Origin of the sequence: Alteromonas sp. KUL150, assembly GCF_009811475.1 — a bacterium.
In the GTDB taxonomy this organism is placed as follows: Bacteria; Pseudomonadota; Gammaproteobacteria; order Enterobacterales; family Alteromonadaceae; genus Alteromonas; species Alteromonas gracilis.
The window spans coordinates 153,831-173,588 of sequence record NZ_BLIJ01000060.1; the positions used below are offsets into that span (position 1 = coordinate 153,831).

Annotated in this window: 13 protein-coding genes; 3 read left to right on the top strand and 10 right to left on the bottom strand. The window is 42.8% G+C overall.

Annotated elements, in window-relative coordinates; genetic code table 11:
- Positions 1-10 precede the first annotated feature (10 nt).
- From GVO62_RS14445 to GVO62_RS14490, 10 genes are all read right to left on the bottom strand, one after another.
- On the bottom strand, positions 11-967 hold the full coding sequence (locus tag GVO62_RS14445; RefSeq protein WP_236547168.1) for an ABC transporter substrate-binding protein: 957 nt from the start codon (positions 965-967) through the stop codon (positions 11-13).
- A gap of 185 nt (positions 968-1,152) precedes the next feature.
- On the bottom strand, positions 1,153-2,139 hold the full coding sequence (locus GVO62_RS14450) for an LLM class flavin-dependent oxidoreductase (RefSeq protein ID WP_159119817.1): 987 nt from the start codon (positions 2,137-2,139) through the stop codon (positions 1,153-1,155).
- Positions 2,140-2,831: 692 nt separating this feature from the next.
- Complete coding sequence (locus GVO62_RS14455) at positions 2,832-6,350, bottom strand: AAA domain-containing protein (protein ID WP_159119818.1); 3,519 nt, start codon at positions 6,348-6,350, stop codon at positions 2,832-2,834.
- Positions 6,351-6,599: 249 nt separating this feature from the next.
- Positions 6,600-7,103 carry a helix-turn-helix transcriptional regulator gene (locus GVO62_RS14460; protein ID WP_159119819.1) on the bottom strand — a complete coding sequence of 168 codons (504 nt, stop codon included), beginning with the start codon at positions 7,101-7,103 and terminating at the stop codon, positions 6,600-6,602.
- Between the two features lie 44 nt (positions 7,104-7,147).
- The gene (locus GVO62_RS14465; protein WP_159119820.1) at positions 7,148-7,378 is read right to left on the bottom strand and encodes a hypothetical protein; all 231 of its coding nucleotides are present in this window, start codon (positions 7,376-7,378) and stop codon (positions 7,148-7,150) included.
- A gap of 13 nt (positions 7,379-7,391) precedes the next feature.
- A complete protein-coding gene (locus GVO62_RS14470) occupies positions 7,392-8,876 on the bottom strand; it encodes a TnsD family Tn7-like transposition protein (protein WP_159119821.1) in 1,485 nt (494 codons plus the stop codon).
- A 6-nt stretch (positions 8,877-8,882) separates the two neighbouring features.
- Positions 8,883-10,451, bottom strand: coding sequence for an ATP-binding protein (locus tag GVO62_RS14475; RefSeq protein WP_159119822.1), 1,569 nt, complete (start codon positions 10,449-10,451; stop codon positions 8,883-8,885).
- A gap of 4 nt (positions 10,452-10,455) precedes the next feature.
- Entirely contained in the window at positions 10,456-12,537 is a 2,082-nt protein-coding gene (locus GVO62_RS14480) for a DDE-type integrase/transposase/recombinase (RefSeq protein WP_159119823.1), read from the bottom strand.
- Positions 12,537-12,986, bottom strand: coding sequence for a TnsA endonuclease N-terminal domain-containing protein (locus GVO62_RS14485; protein ID WP_308469241.1), 450 nt, complete (start codon positions 12,984-12,986; stop codon positions 12,537-12,539). The genes GVO62_RS14480 and GVO62_RS14485 overlap by 1 nt, the downstream gene beginning before the upstream one ends.
- 9 nt (positions 12,987-12,995) lie before the next feature.
- Complete coding sequence (locus GVO62_RS14490) at positions 12,996-13,355, bottom strand: TnsA endonuclease N-terminal domain-containing protein (RefSeq protein WP_159119825.1); 360 nt, start codon at positions 13,353-13,355, stop codon at positions 12,996-12,998.
- A 363-nt stretch (positions 13,356-13,718) separates the two neighbouring features.
- Here GVO62_RS14490 and GVO62_RS14495 point away from each other — a divergent pair, with 363 nt between their 5' ends.
- The 3 genes from GVO62_RS14495 (at position 13,719) to GVO62_RS14505 (ending at position 19,506) form a co-directional block, all read left to right on the top strand.
- Entirely contained in the window at positions 13,719-13,958 is a 240-nt protein-coding gene (locus GVO62_RS14495; protein WP_159119826.1) for an HTH-like domain-containing protein, read from the top strand.
- 196 nt (positions 13,959-14,154) lie between these two features.
- Positions 14,155-15,078, top strand: a complete 924-nt coding sequence (locus tag GVO62_RS14500; RefSeq protein ID WP_159119827.1) for an Abi family protein — start codon at positions 14,155-14,157, stop codon at positions 15,076-15,078.
- 126 nt (positions 15,079-15,204) lie between these two features.
- Complete coding sequence (locus GVO62_RS14505) at positions 15,205-19,506, top strand: NACHT domain-containing protein (protein ID WP_159119828.1); 4,302 nt, start codon at positions 15,205-15,207, stop codon at positions 19,504-19,506.
- Positions 19,507-19,758 lie beyond the last annotated feature (252 nt).

The window sequence follows — 19,758 nt, forward strand, 5'->3', positions numbered from 1 at the left end:
TTATTTGACCCTACTGATATACATGTTTTTTCGCGAGTTTGAGGTAATTTGAAGGGATCGGTAGCTGTAGTTTTATTGCTGTAGAAACATTTACTGCCACCGTATACGTATCCATTTTTCCAACAGGCATATCTTTCGCCGAACTGTTCTCAAGTATTAACTTTGCTTTTCTTGCCGCTGATTTCCCTATACTAACTGGCTCGGATACGACCCCAATGAGCGCCCCCTCTTTCACAGATGAAATACTCTCTGCAAATAAAGGGAATAAACCTGTTCTTTCTTTTACTTTAGCCACCAGTCCATTTGCTTCAGCGAGTGGCCCTGAAGAGAGCCAATAGCCGTCTAATTTGTCTTCGCTTTGCTGCAATTTTTCAACAATATTATCGGTCATCGCCACGAGCCCTTCATCGCCCTCTAAATAAGGGGTGCTGACAGCGACCAAATTAATGTGCTTATAGTTTCCGTTAAGCGCAAGCAGTTGATTTACCAAGTTGCTTGAAGATGGATACATTGAGTGAATTAGCCCAATGGTTAAAGGCTTATTTTGATCAGAGGCTCTAAGCACCCCCTCCAGCATATCCAGCTTTACTTTTGCGTCGAGTACGTGTGACTCACCTGTTATATTGCGATCGCTGCTTGCGCCAATTGCCGGCACAATACCTTCTTCAACAGGTGAAGAAACCGCCATAAAGAGTTTTGGTACTTCAAGAAATTCGCTAGACGCATTAAGCGCCCGGGTAGCGAGCGTAGCGACCGACACCATTAAGTCGGGGGTAGGCTCTTTAGCTAAATCGGCGAGTATTGCCCTTGCGCGAAGCTCGGAGCCCTCTGCGTCGTAGGTCGTCACGTTAATGTCATGGTTGGGCATAATACGGGCCAACTCTTTTTCAAACTCAATGCGTGACTCGGTAACAATAGGAACAGGTAAAGTCTCAACTATAACAACGTTATAAACTTCTTTTGCCATTACTAAGCCCGTGCTCAGCGACAATGAAAAAAAAGCATATAAAGTGAAAGCTATGATCCTTGTCATTCTCTACGACCTGCTATAACTACCCGAGAAATTAATACTAAAGTAGTATCATAAGGTTATTCGACAGCAATGCATAGAAGAAGTTATAGCCAATTGTTCTGAACTGGTGATATCACGTCCTAGCCAGCTAACTCCGCAAAAGTCTTAACGCTAAGCAATCGAGCATTTATGTCGTAAATTGGTATAGACACAATAATTTCATCAATTTGTGTCGCTTCTATAAACTTGTTGAGCTTTGTTTTTACCGTTTCCTTTGAGCCTACTAACGCATATCTCAATACACTTGATAGCATAGCTTCATCCGTCGCCGTGCAGTACTCGTTGAAGTTATGCATAGGTTTGGCAAACGGCTTGTTAAGGCCACGTCGCATGTTCATAAATTGCTGTTTTACCGACGTGAATAGCCATTCTGCCTCCTCGTCAGTTTCAGCAATCACCACCATTACGCCCGCCATCGCTTTTGGTGTTGATAATTGCGCTGAAGGTTGAAACATACTGCGGTACACATGGAGAGCATCAAATAAGGCATCGGGCGCAAAGTGGGAAGCAAATGAATAAGGCAGCCCCATTTTTGCCGCCACCTGTGCACTGTACAAGCTTGAGCCAAGTAACCATAAAGGTACGTGGGTATTCGCCCCAGGCACTGCAACAATTGGCTGCCCTTCTTTCGGGGTACCAAGGTAATGCTGAAGTTCCCGAATATCTTCTGGATAGCTATCTACATCGCTCTGTAGGTTACGACGAAGCGCTCGTGCGGTTGCCATATCAGTACCTGGTGCGCGACCTAGTCCAAGCTCTATCCGATTGGGAAATAATTCAGCCAAGGTGCCAAATTGTTCAGCAATGACCAAAGGCGCATGGTTAGGCAGCATAATGCCACCGGCACCCACTTTGATAGTAGAGGTAGCATTAGCAATATGCGTTAACACTACCGAGGTCGCTGAACTGGCTACGCCTTGCATACCGTGGTGCTCGGCTAACCACACTCGTTCATAACCACTACGCTCAGCTTCCTTAGCCATCAGCGTTGAGTTATTTAATGCGTCTTTTACGCCAAAACCTTCTGAAATAGGCGCTAAATCTAGCAGTGAGTACGGAATAGCCATGGTGCCTCGCTAACGTGTTAAATCTTTAGAAGAGTTACATATGAACCCAGCGGCTGCTTTACAACCATTTACATAAGTGAAGTAAGCTGAATTGGGAAGCGATTGCGACGAAAGGATAAAAAGCTAAGCTAAAAGGACGTATACAAACTTAAGCATGAAAAGCAAAAAGGCCTGATTTCGACATATTATCGATATCAAGCCTTTTCAATCATTTGCATATGAGCCCAGCTATAAAAAATTAAATTAAGAGTTGAAGGCTCACGCTTTTCTAGATGTAGATGTTGAATAAAGTTGGATACGAAAATCGTCTATGAACCCTGAGTTATGGTTCGTAACGAACAGTTCGGTTAGAGGAAAGTCGGAAACAAAAATAACGCTAGCATTTGGGTGAGCAAAAATGGCTCTAATTTTTATATATCAAAGTTGGAAACAAAAACCCTGTTGAGATATCCAACATCAGACAACTTCAATCGAATAAGTTCTAACGTCCACCTGAGTTCGACTTAACAACTGCTTTTCAGTCTTTTTTGCTCATAAAATCGTTTGCTCTCCCAGTTCCAAATTTCCCCAATAAAATTCATGTTAGAGGCAGCCACTTACTTCATAATTGCTAATTAAAATAGAATAATTAGCAATTAACTGTCTGAAAATGATTTTGAGTAACTTCGGGACAAAAGAGTGACACTTTGTGTTTACGTCACGGGCAGCTGGTTTGTGTTACTACCTCGGCTATTTAAGAAGTCTAGTTGAGTTTTGATCTCCTTCTCTAACTCACCGACATAAATTAATGATGTCTCGATATTGACGTATTTTCCGCTTCTGCTCGCACTAAACCAATTGAATGACCCTACGGCCATATACCGATCATCAGCAAAAACACTCTTACTATGAACACCATTTATCACATTAATAACGATACCAAGCTGTACCAAGGTTGCACAGCAATGTTGAAACGCTTTTACTTTATTGCTATCTGGGTGATTTGCGACCGTGGTATTGAAATGTCTGTCGGTGTGTATGGTTATCTGGACACCTTTGTGCAGGGCTGTTTTTAGTAGTTCTAACTGCCCTGTTGATTGCAGTTTGTCTAGCAGTAACCAAGGCGAGACTATATCTATTTTTCGTTGTACTTCACTCAGCAGTTTTGATAAGAACGCATCGTGCTCTTCGGCATTGGTTAGCAGTTTCGGATGACCACATATTTGTAATAAATCTGGGCGTTGACCAATACTAAACTCAAGCTCATTTCGCTCGTCAGTGAAAAGATACTTGGCGAGTAATCCACGTGGAGAGGATGATGATGCAGCTTCAATGATATCCAAATCACCAAACACCAAGAATGCATCTTTGGCTCTAGAGACAGCGACGTTGAGCATTGACGGATCCATATCGATAAACCCGCCATCGTTGTGTCTGGTGTACACCTGGGAAAAAATAATGATTTTGCGTTCAGCACCTTGAAGAGAGTGAACGGTGCCGACGGTTAATTGCTCTTCCCCTTTGCCAGCTTTGATATCGAACTCTCCACACGCGGCCTTGATCTGATTCACTTGAGCTGAAAATGGAGTAATGACACCCACACACTTGGCTAGTGGCTCGCCGTAGTAATTTTCTATTTCAACCTTATTGGCATGTAACCATGCAGCGATAGTTTCTGCTTCTAACTTATTGCGTCGACTGCCGCTAAATGATTCCGCGATACCGTCGACGTGCAAATGACTGAAAGGAGAGTAGAGGCTATCTTCGGTCGCTTTTCCTCGCTTAGGGATAAGGATACCTTGATAACAAAGGTCATTGCAGTATGAGATTAGTTCATCGTAGCAGCGTCTATGTTCTTGCAAAAACATTCCAGGCTCAGCTTTCGTCATATAGTGATATCGGCTTGCTTGTTGTGCTACATGCATAACACTGCCAGTCACTACACTTCGACCTTCCTCTTGAATGACTGTGTATTCATCATCAGAGCTGATAATTCTATGCTGCTTTAAATTACCCCTGTCAATTGATGAACATACATTTCTAATCGGCGGGATTTGATAAATATCGCCAATCACCAATGCTTTTTTGGCTAGTGAGAATGAGGCCGCGGCAACTTCGGGCGCTACTTGACCTGCTTCATCAACAATCAACAGGTCAATTTCATTGAGTAGATAGTCAGTTTCAAATTCATTATTGCCAACATGAGACTGGTAAGTCATATGAGAAGGCAGAGAATGGAACGTTGATACAATGCAAGGAGTGAGCATCATTCGGCGTTGCCAGCGAGGACGAACCGTTTTTAAACCTGTTTTTTGAGCCTGCTTATTCAGATCTTGGCCCAAATTTCGGCAACTGAGCAACCAGCAAGCTTCCCAGTAATGGACAGCCAATCGGAACATTCGAAAACGGGTCGTGATATCTAGAACCGAATCGATCTCGGTCATTTGTGGAATGGTTTGCTCTGGAAAATCTTCAGTAAAGTCACTGATAGCATCAAGCCAATTCAGTTGTGATCTCTCAAACTCTTGATAATGCTCTAACCAAGATTGATAACGGTTTTTCTGATCATCAAAATCCGCTCTTTTATTAGAAAATGCTTGCTTGAGTAAGCTCTCAAACTGGTCTGATGACAGATTCTCAATTTGATCTTCATCGTGCTCAATAAGGTTTAACATGAAACTCCTGCGCTGGAGTTCAAGTTTATTCTTGATTGGCGGCAACCACTTAAATAGAGTTAACCAAATAGATTCATTGCCGAGGTAGCTTCGCCAAGCAGTTAAGTGGTTTTGGGCGTTATCTTTCAATGCTTCTGCATTGGATACGGCTTGTTGTTGATCTGCCAATGTTTGTTGGGGATTATCCCCTAGCAGAGAATGGATGTCATTCAATTGGCAGTTGTAAATATGCCAATTGTTTTTGATGTGATCTAACTGGTTTTTATGTTGGCGTAATTCTGCAAGGAGATACGCTTTAACTTGTGTTACATCAGCAAAATTTTGTTGTGGAAATGCCTGCTTTGCTCTATCCAAATAATGTGCTTGGGCTTGATCGAGAAAATCCAACTGCTCGACGTTTTCATAGAAATGATTAGTTTGATAATTTTTGGCAGCTTCTAATGCTCCATACGCCGATGGTAGGTAGCCACCATAACTAAAAATGCCGGGTAACCATCGGCCTGATAGTTCATCGTCGCCTTCATCGAAGTCTTTACCAAAAGCATCAATTATGTTGGTGACTGCTTGATTGTTAGTCGATGCCGCAATGATTAGCGGCGGCTGACTCTCTTTTAGCGCAGATTCTACCCACAGTGACGCGACTACCGATAGTACAAACGTTGTTTTACCTGTGCCAGGAGGACCATTTACTGCAAGAATGTCGCCTTCTTGCATGGCTAAGGTATGGGCCAAGGCATCACATTGTGCTTTAGCTAGCGGGAATTGACTATTTGAGTGGCCCAAACGCGAATTCACCGTCTGAGAGACATCAATACATTCATCATGGTTGGTTACTGTTTTTGTCGCGAAACTATCAATCAGAGGCAAGGTTGTGTTTGAAGTACTCAGGTTATCGTACAATTTTAATATATGCCTTGAAGCTCCCAAGAAATCGCTAATTTTGTTGACTAAGCCCCCACTTTCAATGTCTTCATAGAACTGCTCGATTCGGTTTCTATCGCAGTAATCGGCAAATAGTTTTTGGGTGAGTCCATAGTAGTTGTGCCAATCTTTTTGATGGCTCTGATACTGTTCTTCTTGTTCGAATTTGGCTGGAATACTTTCAGGAGGCTGTGCTAGAAGTTCATTTGATGTCAGGAATTCATCGAGCTTATCGACGTTAGCGACAGTAAACGTGTCATTTCCTTGAGGATTAAGTAAATCACGAGGTATGAATGGTGTGGTGTGGGGAAATAGCAAACCTTCACGATTGACCCATAAAGTGCAGACAATTGGTGTCAGTACACTAGGCATATTACCGCTGTAATCTTTGCCATGAACTTTCCGAAGATAATAGGTAACCGGTCGATGATGAATTTCTACAGCGGTAAGGGTTTCTGGTTCATTGCGAAACAGATCTTCTAGCAATGTAGAATCAGGTTTAAGTTTACCTTCTTTGAACTCGTCGGTTGTAGCACGCACATAATTCTTCAGATCTTGCTTTTTTAATACACCTTTCGCGCTATCAGCATCGGCAAGAGAATTACGCCAATAATGAATCCAGCCCTGATTATTCATACCCAGTCCTTTTTAATTTGCGTTAAACTTCTGATTTTTAATCGAATATTATATTACCAACGGAGTGTTTTTTGTAAGAACTTTGAACAAGTTCTTACTCGGTGACCTATGAGCCATGCAGATGATGGTTATTCGAGCAGTCGAAAAATGGAGGCTGGGGTATTATGTCATATAAATTCAATGATTAGTTCTGTGAATATTTAACTACTGGTGACTAATAGTCGGCAGCATGATCGCTTATGAACTAATTCACTTTATGCTGTGAACTTTATTCGAATCATCAAACTTGCTTTGAATGCGTAACCAGAAATCGAATGGCATACCTGTGACGAGCTCCAGCTGCTTTGCGAAGCTTATATCAACACTCACTTTCTCATTCAAAAAATCATAAAAATGTTCATCAGATATATCTAGATTATCTATGACATCTCGAATACTCAGCCCCTTTCCTGTTATCTTAGACAAATACAATCCCTCAAAATATCGTGCAGGGTGCAGCGCTTCCTTGTTTTGAGGAACATTTACAAAACCACTAAGCCTTTGCACATCAATATTGGCTGGTTCAATCACTAATGCATCAACATCTAGCCGCTCGTGTTTAATGTCATTCTCAACCGCATCACTCAATGAAATCTGGTCGATGTTTTGTAGCTTTTTATTGCTTATACATCTTGATGTCGCCCTATCTACACCAGGATTCTTAAGCTGCGCCGTTTTAAATGTGTTTTCACGCTGAGTTTTTTGATGCTTCATATTTAACCTACCATGAATTTAGCGTTCGTTTATGTATGTACTTCCTACAACCAAGTTGCTTTGGGAAAAATTTCCTTTATTAACAATTGCACACTACTGATTAATGCTCTTTCACTAGCAGCCGTGCGGCTTAACGTAATACTTACCTTCCCCTCGCCACCATGACCAACCAATGCATCCCCGAATCCTGCTTCATACAACTTATCGTCAATGTCATCCATTGATACTGAGCGTTCCCCGACACAAAATCTTAATTCAATTTCAAATACATTCACGTTCAACACTCCATCACAAAATACGTTTAATAAATTCTTTTGCTTGAGCAGTAATCCGTTCTTCACTTAAGCCAGATTCACGAAGCAGTCGCCATTCTGCTGGCTTCCTTGGGCTATATTCCAATAGTGTTCGAGTGAGCCGGCGAATCTGGTATTCCTCAACGGTTTCTTGGTACCGCTCCAAAAACATACTTGTAAGCGGTAATTTAGCTAGTTTCTTCTCTACGGTTGCTTTGTTGTTTAACTGCTGGATAAACCACAGCTTTGATTGGCGGGGTAGATTGATATCGAGTTCAGCTTCATTTCTAATGCTAATGAGTTGCTTCACAGTTGATAAATCGCGTGCATCCCAACGCACTCTGTGTGTTTTGTTATTTATGTCTCGCTTGTACCTTTGATTTACGTTTACTAGCCAATCGTGGTGATTGCGATATAGCCACATATAAAGCCCACCCAGTCGCCTCCTCGAGAGCTTTGCGCCAATTTTAATAACGCTTGTTAACCAATTACTTTTGGCTCGATCAATCGCTTCTGAAGGCTGCAAAACAGCTTGGGATGGCTGGCTGCAATTTGAAATTTCCCTCTCTTCACTTACTTCGTGCAGCACCTCGTTAATATCCAATGGATGGTCATAAAGTGAGGTCAGTAACACGATGTGTTCGAGATATGAAAATGACTTCCTATGCTTCCTAGAAATACAATGTAACCAGCTATTCTCATTTGAAAAATCGAACAAGTTATTATCAAGTAACCAGGATTTTGGCCATTTGGCTAATAATCGTTCCTTTAGCGCTTCATAGCAGCAATATTTACCTTTATTGCAGCGACAATCTTCTATGAGATGATGATAGAAATTAGTCCACTGTTGGAAGGAAGTGGATGGTAACTCCGGTCTATCCAGTAGCGTTTGAATTACTGAGTCAAGTCGCTCATCAATAGCATTTTGGTCCAACGTGATTGCAAATGACTGTAGATGGCGTGATGCCGGATAAAACTCGTGACGATGCCGCTTATGATTGAAGTGATCTAGTGACTCCAATTGGCAGTTGTGCTTTTCACACGTAGATAAACCAACGACTTGATGTTTACGCTGCCAGTATGATTCTTTTTGTTCGTTAAGACACATTGGGCAATACCGAATGGTATTTATTTTTGGAATTCTGCTCGCAGCCCATCCAGTGGCTAAATGAGGGCCTCCGTTAGCTTTTCCCCTCATCCATTCAATACAAGCATTTCTTTTAACCTCAGGGATAAATGGGGCATAAAGCGGGAACAATGTGTTTTGGTAAATAAGCTGAGTCGTAGATATTTCGCCCAAAAAGAACAGTTTGGCCAATTCATCTAAATGAGAAGGGAATTCAATCGTAGCAATTGCACATCGGTTTTTTAATGTTAGCTCCAGCCAACCTTTGTGGCTGAAGCTACAAAAGTGCGCACTTGCGCGCGCTAAGATACTGTAAACTAGCTCATCTTCGTATGGATAGGGGAAGTTGAGCATTACCGTCTACCACTCGTTAAACCAGCTGTCATCAACATCATTGCGGCCTTTAGATGCTTCGGACAATGCAGCTTCTATTTCACTGCGATCATTATCAGCAACTTTCCGCTTCGTGATTTGCCGATTAAGCTCACGCCCTTCAATGACTTGCTCTTTATTGTCATTCAACCAAGTAACGGCTTTCTCCACTGCCTCACCAACGGAAATATCAGGAAACTGTTTAAAAATAGCGTTTGAAGCTTGTCTAGCAATATCCGTCTTAACCGATTGTTCTAGCAGTGCATTGAATAGCTGTGATCGCTTCGAGTTATCATTTTTATGCTTTTTCACTTCTGCTTCTTTCTGTAACTTAAACATTAAAGAAGCGACCGAAGGAAGCTGTAACCCTTCAAAAGACCTCAACGCTGTTTCGTCGTTGTTTTTCAACGCTTGTATTTGGCTCCGTATCAAACCAAACTCTTTTTTCTCAACCTGTTCAAGAAGTGCCTTCGTTACAGCTTCTTTCTGAGTGTAGAGGGCTGTTAACTGTGTCGCCATGAACAAACTAATTGCTAGTTTTGGGATCCCCTGAGAAAGCTCAAACAACGTGTTTTTAAAGTCATCGGGGATCTGGTGTTTTCGCTGATTAACGACCTGATACTTCCAGAGCTCTGAAGCAAATGCGTCCCAGTTTTCAAATGAAACTTCATTACCTTCTCTCCCACTATGTGTGAGTGGCAAAAGTTTCCAGTCCATAACGCCGGCTCCCAGCACATCAAAGGTAACCTTCGCATGGCTCTTGAATAAGTTTTCAGACTCAGCACTGCCACATAGTAAAATAGGACCGCTTGTAGTTGCAGATAACGAAATGATCTCGCTTATCAATTTGAGTGGGTCGTTCTTCGACAAGAACAGATTCTCGATGTTGTCGATCACAATTAACCCCACATGGAAGAGATCCAAGGCCGACTTTGCTGCAAACTTTAGCTCTGGTTCACTTCTCTTACGAAATGCATTGCTCATAACATCAGTTTTACTAACACGCTGTAAACTTTCGAACAATGCATAACATATCGACTTCAAGCTAGGGTCAACTGGGCAATCCATGGCCACATATACGACCTGCGCTTTATTAAGTTTCTGATGTACGACGACTTGGTCATACAAACGCAATACCCTAGACAGCGCTTTACTTTTTCCCTCACCAGCATAGCCTTTAACGAAAAGCAGGTTCGCTTTACCACTTCGTTGCTCCATACAGGGAACATCTGAAATATTACGCGTGCGGTAACCTTGGCGAATCATCAAATCGATTTTGTAAGCTAGTTCAAAGTGTTGCTCTGTTGGATAGAAAAAATCTTGCAACATCGACACAAGATACTGCGCTCGCTCATGCGTTGATAGATTTTCAAATGAGCCATAGTCCTTATCAGGACCTATCAGACGATCTAACATGTCCGACACACTAGTCAGTTTAGGCAATGCTTCAATCAACTCATTGCCTTGATAGACTTGCAATAAGTCCATTTGATACTGGGCTTTTGGCAGCTCTTGCCAGTGACTGCCCACATTGGGTATTAAATCGGTTTGGTGCATAACATCAATTCCTTTTGTTTTTAAGTAGCTCAGCTACTTCTGGGTTATATAAAGCATCATCCTGATGCTCTTGGTGTTTTGAGCCCTCAACTGGCTCAAATATGCTACCGCCTTGCATTCTTTCGCTACGCTCTTCAGCGAGTTCTGCTTTGCGATTTTCGGGAATGTCTCTTAGCCTTTCAGCGTCAGATTTAAGGTGGCTGTGCGGTTTTTTCCGCTTCAATTCCTTGATAAATTCATCTTTGCGTATTTCTCTAATAATGAGAGCGTTATTGTGTTCCTTTTTGGTTTTCTCGTCGGTTTTCCTGTTGGCACGCTGCAAAACCTTAACCTCTTGCAATGAACAGTCACGATAATATCGACTTCGATCAGATAAATAGCACTGAACAAATTCAGGCTTTTTACCTGGTAGAATCACCACAAGGTTATTCATAGAGGAAGGATCAAAGATGCACTCAAGTTGGTCGTATGGTGCAATTGTGCGGTTTTTTTCAAAGAATCCTAATTCTTCAAGACGCTCGCTCCAAAAGTACAAACCTTCAAAACAAAAGCCCTTCACTGACGCAGTAGCCATTCCACGGGGTAACATAGTCAACAGGAAATTTTTCTTTGAGACGGTTCTCACAGTCCCCATGCGGTTTTTTATACCCCATCGCCACAGCGAAATTGGCGTAAGTGGTAAACCTGTTGGCATGTCATCATCACGGTCATAGCTATTCGATAAATCCGCTAATTGATTGTGAAGCAAGATCTCTTCAAGCACATATTCTCTGAGTTCTTCAATCGTCACGTTTGCAACTAAGCGACTGTCTTTTCCGCCTTGTTTCTTAGCCTTTGGCGGTTGAGCAATTCCAGGCAGATCATGTTCAAAGCTTTTCTCGACGCTTTGTAATGCTCTTTCAATAATGCCATTCGCATCAGAGCCATAACTTCTCGACGTGGTGAACGTAACTCCAAAATTTTTTCTTAAAGTTTCTCCACGGTGAGTATAAAGCTCCCCTTTATCACCGGAAATTTTCTGGCATATGGCCACAGGCAATAAACCATCAGGTACCGTTTCAAATCCTGCTTCGGTATATTCACTGGTTTTATCGGAAATTGCTGATGCAAACGCCAGCACATTAGAATAATAAGATGGATTTTCAAATCCGAGATACCAACCCATTACCATTCGAGAAAAAACATCCTTTACTAGGATGAGCGTGGGTTTACCTACAATTAACGAACGATCCTTTTTTGAAACGAGGTGAATTTTTGCTCTGGTTGCATCGGTACCAAATATGTCAGCTGGACCGTTAACTTCAGTGTTAACAGTCGAACGTTTAGCTTTAACATCCTTTTCATATTTGTGCTTATCAATACGTTGTTTGAGCACTTCGACTTCAATATAAGTCATTTGATAGTGCTGGCGAAGCTGATTAATTGTAGGAATATCCTCGTCAGCAATATCGCGGTAAAGCGTTTGGTATAGCGCTTGTAATTTTAAGTGCGTTTGCTCGAATGTTTTCCGCTGCGCCAAATAGTGCCTTTTTATAACTGTGTCAAAATGTTCTCGGGTTCGAGGTGTCACTGCTGCGATAGGCTTCTCATCACCAGTACCTTCCTTCCCCCTCCAAACTCGTGGTTTATTGCAATTTCTCGTCTTACCACTTGCTCCGCTGTTACAGTATTTACCGATTAGCGCATTAGGCACGAGACCTTTTCGCCAATATAAACGACAGATCTGCCATAGGAATTTCGCTTGCTTATTAAATTTAGACTTAGCGTCTTTAAACAACTCTTTCCGGCGAGATGAAATAAAAAACTCAGGATCTTCAACAATATTCTGAATTACACTAAATCTTTGATCGCGAATAGCTTTATCGCTATCTGAAGCAAACTCTGCCGCAGTGATGTGTTCAAGGAATGGATCTTCAGCACGAATTAAATCAGCATCATATGCCATTTCTTCCAAGCAATTCCGTTTATGTATTTCGGGCATTGCTCCTTTGTCATCCATATTAAATAAGACAACATAATCGATAGGCAAAGCGAGTACTCGATACAACGTGTCACCCATCTTAAAAACATCATTAATCTGGAACATTAGCTAACTCGTCCCTGCATAACTTTGCCTGTATTGAATGATATATCTCGACCTTTGAGTCGAGTGAAGTAGACCATTAAATCAAAAGTAAGATAGTGCTTCGCAAACAGCTGACGTAAAAGCATCAAGCCATTACCTTCCTGTAACCTAGCCAGTTTTGTATTAAACTCTAAGTACTCGGCAATATCGGCGAGCCGATCATTTGGGTATCGCGTGAAGAGTTCCATAAACTCTGCTGCAAACGCACGCAATAAATGATCAGGTGTTTGGTACCATTGTGGTTGATGAAGCCATTGCAGGTTCTTTCTCAGATCAAGCGGAAAGTCCTTCTCTGTTTTAATAAGGAATCTAATGCCTTGCTCTTCCCAATAGGCTTGCTCAATTTTGAGCTTTTCTAACACTCTGTCGTTATCAAGCTTTGATGTGGGCTTTATTTGCTCGGCTTCGATACGGTCTGCTTAATGAACTACAAAATCCGTTGTCATTACAATAGGAAAATCTCTTATTCCGGAATGAGCAAACGCAAACTCAGGTCGGTTCGCAATAGCAAGTGTTTTATCGCGATTGAGAGGATATTGCTCGTTGTAATCAATGACTGAGCAATCATTTTCAAGTTGATAAACTCTAGCGGCTTCAAGATTTGAAAAAGCGGTAATTTCTCGCTTGAGTTTGAATGATGGGATACGGTGGCTTCTTCCTTCTGAAGGCACATCAAAAACCGTAAGCCAAGGCTTATAGGTCTCTTTTTGACCTTGCCCACGACCTTCTTTAATCCATTTTTGGTACTTCCTTGTATTTTGAACATAGTTGTTCGTCATCCGCTTTACCTCCAAATTTAAACGGAAACTGTAAAACCAGATTCAATCCTTGAATCATTAGCAGTTTTTACGTGATCAAATTATAGCAAAACAAGGATCTAAATGGATCTTGCGAAAGTCGTTAACTATATGTATTAGTTGAAATTAATTTTATTTCCTTAAAAACTCAGTAGGTTAAAAGGTAAAAAAATTTCGCATTTTTCATAAAATACAACATATATGTTGTTGAGCTGCTAAAAACTCAGCTATTCGCGATCATAAAATAACCGCTAGTTAGATCCTCTGATGATAGTCTTTGCATATTGTTGCTAAATTAGCTAATTTAGCTAATTTAGCTAAACGGTCAAAATCTAATCCTTACTAATGTCTAATAAAGCGATTTTTGAGCAAATAAAACTGGCTTTGTCTAATGCACCTCGTAATCAGTATACGGCTGAGTTACACCTGCAAATGATCAAGTTTGCTGATGAGTTAAAGCACATCACGGCGAAAGAGTTTTGTGAGGAAATGGGGTTAAAGCAAAGTCTGGGCACAGAGTTCAGTAAAATGCGAAATTTAACCACGAGACTAAAGGCCGCAGGACTTAATACTAAACAAATATAGTCAAGGAAGATAAGACCAAAATGACTAATTTAGAGCAATGCTTTATATGTTCAGATGTATTACAACGAGTAAATTTAGCTTTGTTAGATCTTGAATCTAATAAATTAGACGCTATAATCAGCATCAACAACACCCCTCCCGCTTCACATTGGAACAGCGCACCGCGAGGGGTTACTCGTTTCTGGGGCTCTAAAAAATGAGCCGTCAGCGCAAAGTCCCCTATAATAAGCCCCCAACGACTTACGCTGTACAAGTGGAGCAGCTGCAAGCTCGTGGACTTTTTATTGAAGATTCCGCTCAAGCAGAGTTTTACCTTTCTCAATTAAACTATTACAGACTCGCAGCCTATTTCCTGCCTTATGAGCAAGACCATGCGGCACACACATTTCGAGACGGTGTTACCTTCAATGATGTCTTGAATATATATATATTTGACCGGGAGTTAAGGCTGCTTCTACTTGACGCAATAGAGCGTATTGAGGTGTCGCTTCGTACTCAACTTGCTTATCATTTAAGTCATAACTACGGCACAGCACACCCTCATCTTCAACCGGAGTTGTTTTTCAATCCAGTGATTTACGGCATTAGCGTTAGTAAGTTATCCAACGATGTTCGCAATAGCAAAGAAGAATTTATCAAGCATTTAACTTCTAAATATGAAGAGTTAATGCCACCTATTTGGGCTGTAGTTGAATTAATGACTATGGGGCATTTGTCGAAATGGTTTTCGAATGTAAAACAGCGCAGTGATCGACAGGCAATAAGCAGAACCTATGGTTTAGATGAAAAAGTCATGACCTCATTTTGCGAGCACCTATCTTTGGTAAGAAACCATGCTGCTCACCATGCACGGCTATGGAATCGGGATTTTACCAAAACAATGATGTTACCTAGGCGAGGCACAGATATTCTTTTAGGCTCGTTACATATCTTAGAGGATCGAGACAGACGCCTTCGCAAGCTATATAACACCTTCACAATGATAGCCTATTTAATGGATAAAATAGCGCCAGATAATCATTGGAAAGCAAGACTAAAAACTTTAATAGATAACCACAATATTGATACCTCAAAAATGGGCTTTCCTGATAATTGGCTTGAAATGCCAATGTGGCAATAAATACAAGTAATTAATTGAGAATCTAATGGATCAAATTAAAACAAGTGACAGCACATCTCTTTCAAACTTTACATGGAAAGTTACAGACGACCGTGTATTGCCAGTCTGATAGGTGGTATTGATATCATGATAGACAGAACCTTCAACGATATTCCAGATGGAAAAGTTAATGATGCCGACCAACAATCTTTTTTGGTAAGTCTAGGCTGGTCACGAGGAGATGGGTGGAATGATTTATTAAGTTCAAAACGCATACTGATAATTTCCGAGGCAGGTGCAGGAAAAACCTACGAATGCCGTAAACAATCGGAGCGCCTCTGGGCTGAGGGAGAGCCAGCATTCTTTTTGGAATTGGCCGCGTTGGCAACAGAAGACCTTCGTAGTCTTTTAGATGCAGATGAAGAAAGCCGTTTGGATAGGTGGCTTGTTTCACAGTCTGAAGAGGCGACATTTTTTCTGGACTCGATTGACGAACTAAAATTGACTATGGGTTCATTTGAGCGGGCGCTCAAACGACTGAAAAAATGTATCGGAGATCAGCTTCATCGGGCCCGTTTTGTGATCACGACAAGGCCAATCCCCTTCGACGAACAGTTGGTTCGAAATTTACTACCTGTTCCAACAGCGTCCTCTTCAGATTCCGATGAAGAAGTATTCGCTAAAATCGCAATGCGTGAGCATCGCAATAAACACGACAACAGAAACAAAAATCAATCGCCCGATTGGAAAACTGTAGCTTTAATGCCCTTTTCAGACGAACAGATCGTCCAATTTTGTCGACATCAGGGAGTGAGCGATCCTAATCATCTTTTTGAAGACTTACGTCGTCGCAATGCTCTAGAGTTTGCTCGTAGACCTCAGGATCTTATTGAGTTATGTGCTGACTGGCGTGAGCATAAACGCATCCGAACTCATCGTGAGCAGGTTGCTACTAATGTTCGTGTGAAGTTGCTTCCTCGCGAAGACAGACCTGAACTGGCAGAGTTATCTGTTGACAAGGCGATTGAAGGTGCTAGCCGACTCGCTCTTGCTGTTCAGATGACACGCCGTATAACGATTCGTCATAGTGCAGCGTCCGACGCCATCGACAAAGAGGCTGCTCTCGATCCTGCGATTATCCTATCAGATTGGCAGCCTAATGAACGAAAAGCACTGCTTGAGCGTCCGTTATTTGGCTTCGCTTCTTACGGACGAGTGAGGTTCCATCATCGCTCTGTTACCGAGTATCTTGCTGCGGAACGGCTATTAGCTCTTAGAAAGCAAGGCATGCCGTTTCGAGCCCTCAAACGTCTTCTATTCGCGGAGACAAAAGGTAACACAATCGTTCGCCCGTCCAAGCGACCAATGGCAGGTTGGCTAGCCTTGCAAGAAGACGGTATATTTGAACTTTTGCGGGACAATGAGCCTGCTGTTCTTCTGGATGAAGGCGATCCAGAGTCGCTATCGCAGAAACAGCGAAATCAAGCTCTTCGCGCCTATGCTACGCGTTATGGACCTGGTGGTTGGAGAGGCCTTCAGGTGCCTCACATTCAAGTCCACCGATTTGCGTCGAACGACTTGGCAGAAGAAATCGACAGGATTTGGCACAGTGGAGTAGAAAATCCAGATGTACGACAAGTCCTCATCAGCCTTATAGAGGCGGGTCGCATAAAAGCTTGTGCAGATATCGTATTTCATATAACACAGGACATTGCTGTACCTGAGGTCGAGCGCATAATGGCTATCGACGCTTTAGTAGCCCTTGCTGACGAGAGAATAGGAATAATTTCTGCCACGATAGCTGATGCTAATGATCTCTGGTCTGACAGAGTAGCACGCAGTGCCATACTAACCCTTTTCCCAAAATTCATGTCGGTTGAGCAACTTTGTCGAACCCTTCGCTGGATAAAGCGAGAGAAGCGGAATGTAGGCGATCTTAGTTGGCAATTACCACGCCTGATAGCTGAAGCCCCCCTTGAATTCCCTTTCCTTGAGGAGCTTCGTGATGGTCTCATCACGCTAGTGTCAGAGGGGCTAAAATGGCGAAAAGAGTGGCCACATATTGTCAGTGAACGTCCTCACCTTAGTGGAGCACTTGCAGCAACATGTGAGCGTGGCCTCGGTGTAGGCCTGGACGAACAGTGGCTGTATGGAGGTGTAATTGCATTGCGATTACACCACCGAGACCATTGTGACGATGAACCGATCAAATCACTTCATCAACGGCTGATTAATCTGAAAGCAGCAGACAATGAGCGTCTTTTCTGGATTCAGGACGCTTTGTTGCAGTCTCTCCATGAAATCAAAGATCCCTGGGCACGGCTCGCAGAGATTACTATTCACGATAGAACGATTCAACTAAGACCGGACAGGGATCTGTCATGGGTTAAAGAAGCTCTTGGTGATTCGACTCGGAATATGAGGGAACGCGCAATGCTCTTGGAGGCAGCTATCCGTCTTTCACCAGAAAATGAGTCACGGAAAAAACACATTGAAGGACTTAGATCTCTCATAGTGGATGAACCCTTATTTGTGCAAAGACTTGACGACTGTCTTAAGCCATCGAAACATGACAAAGAGCTTCGTCGTTGGGAAAAACAGCAAGCTGAAAGAAAGTTGCAGGAAGAGCGACGAAAGGCCAAGAACCGAGCGAGCTGGGTTCTGTTTTGGCGAGAGGTTGCTAATCAGCCTGAAAACGCATTTTCGAAGGAGCAAAGCTGGAACACTGCTTGGAACTTGTGGCGCACCATGAGTCATGACGGTGAAGACAGTCGATCGTCAGGTTGGAACCGGCGATTCATTGAAGAGCAATTCAATCAAGAAACGGCCGATAAGCTTCGCAGAGTGATGATGAAGATATGGCGTGATGATCGCCCAACGTTTCCCAGCGAAAGGCCAGAAGGCGAACGAAATACATATCTTGTACGTTGGCAGTTTGGTCTGGCCGCGATCTACGCCGAAGCGGAGTCTCCCGACTGGTCAGCTAAACTCGACAATGTCGAAGCCGAATTAGCTGCGCGATACGCTCTGATTGAACTGAACGGTTTGCCTAAGTGGATAGAAGCACTAGTAGACTCTCATCCAAACGCTGTAGATCAGACGCTCGGAAATGAATTGTCGTGGGAGCTAAACTTGCCTTCAGGTGAACGAGGACATTCTAGCCTACTTCAAGGAATTGAGTATGCGCCTGAGAGGGTTACCCGTTTATTTTTACCACGACTCGAATCCTGGTTTGATGAAAGTGGAGACTGGATTAGTGACGCTGATAGCACTACCGGAATAACAGAAAGGGTTCGACAAGTAACACGGATTATTTTGAAGAGCGGCGATGCGACTGAAATTAAGAGACTTCAAGAACGAGCACTACAAAGATTGGAACAACAATTACCGTTTTCGCTTCGCCTTATTTGGTTGTCAGCCTTAATGCGAATTGATCCTCAGACGGGTGTCGAAAAGCTAGCAGAGCAGATTGATGTAGTTGAACCATCAAAGCTATCAGAAGCTGTGACTTGGCTGGCTTGCCTCTTTGGTGATCGTCAAGACGGAGTCGATTTGAACGACGAACGGTTCACGCCGCAACTACTGTTGAAACTTTTTCGTTTGGCCTATCGCCACGTTCGAATAAAAGACGATGCTTACCACGAAGGGTCCTATTCACCGGACACTCGGGATCATGCGGAACAGGCACGCAATAGCATTGTAACGGCATTATTCAACGCTAAAGGCGAGGAGGGCTTGGCTGCCAAGCTTGAGATGGCCGCAGATCCTTTGTGCACTCATTTCAAGGACCGCATTTTGGCTGTGGCAGAAGAGAGTTGGGCGCAAGAGATTGATGCTGAGGTATTTGATCAGGCTCAAGCAGAAAAGCTAGATCGAAGTGGGGAAGCACCTGCCTCAACGAATGAAGCTATGTTCGCCATTTTGAAGGATAGGTTGTCTGACCTAAACGAACTTCTTCTCCGTGACACGTCACCAAGAGAAGCTTGGGCAGGGATATCAGACGAGAGGGTCATGCGTCGGGAGATTTCTCGCGAGCTGAGTTATGCGGCAAACTCGATTTATACTGTGGACCAGGAGGCTGTTACAGCTGACGAAAAGGAAACTGATATACGGTTGCGATCTGTTCTTTCGAAGCACGAAGCGGTGATCGAACTAAAACTTGGTGATGGACGGACAGCGACAGACTTGCGAGATACAATAGAAAATCAGCTTGTTAGGAAATATATGGCAGCAGAATTTAGTAAAGCTGGAGCTTTGCTAGTCACTCTTTCAAAAGACCGTCAATGGCAACATCCAGATGAAAAGCGCATGATCAAAGCGGATGAGTTGTTGTCTCTTTTGACCGCAGAGGCTGAAAGAGTGCAAATGGCTTTAGGAGGTGAAGCGTTCATACATGTACACCTTCTTGATTTGCGCCCAAGGTTGCCTATTGAGATAAAGTGTAAGTAGTCTTCTAAATTGGCGTGCGTGTTGGTAAGGTCCAGTGTATTGTCTGATGTTGTAAAACGGCAAGCCTGAGAGCGACGGCAGCCAGATCAATACCGGAATCTTTTTCGTTTTAGTACTCGTTCAACACGGACTCAAGGTAACATAAAAGAAGCAAAGGAATAATGATTCGGGCAGCGTCGGTGTATTTTAAATCCGCCCACAGTTAGAGCATCACTTAAAGATCTTTTAGGGGTGATAAAGGCAGTTTAATGG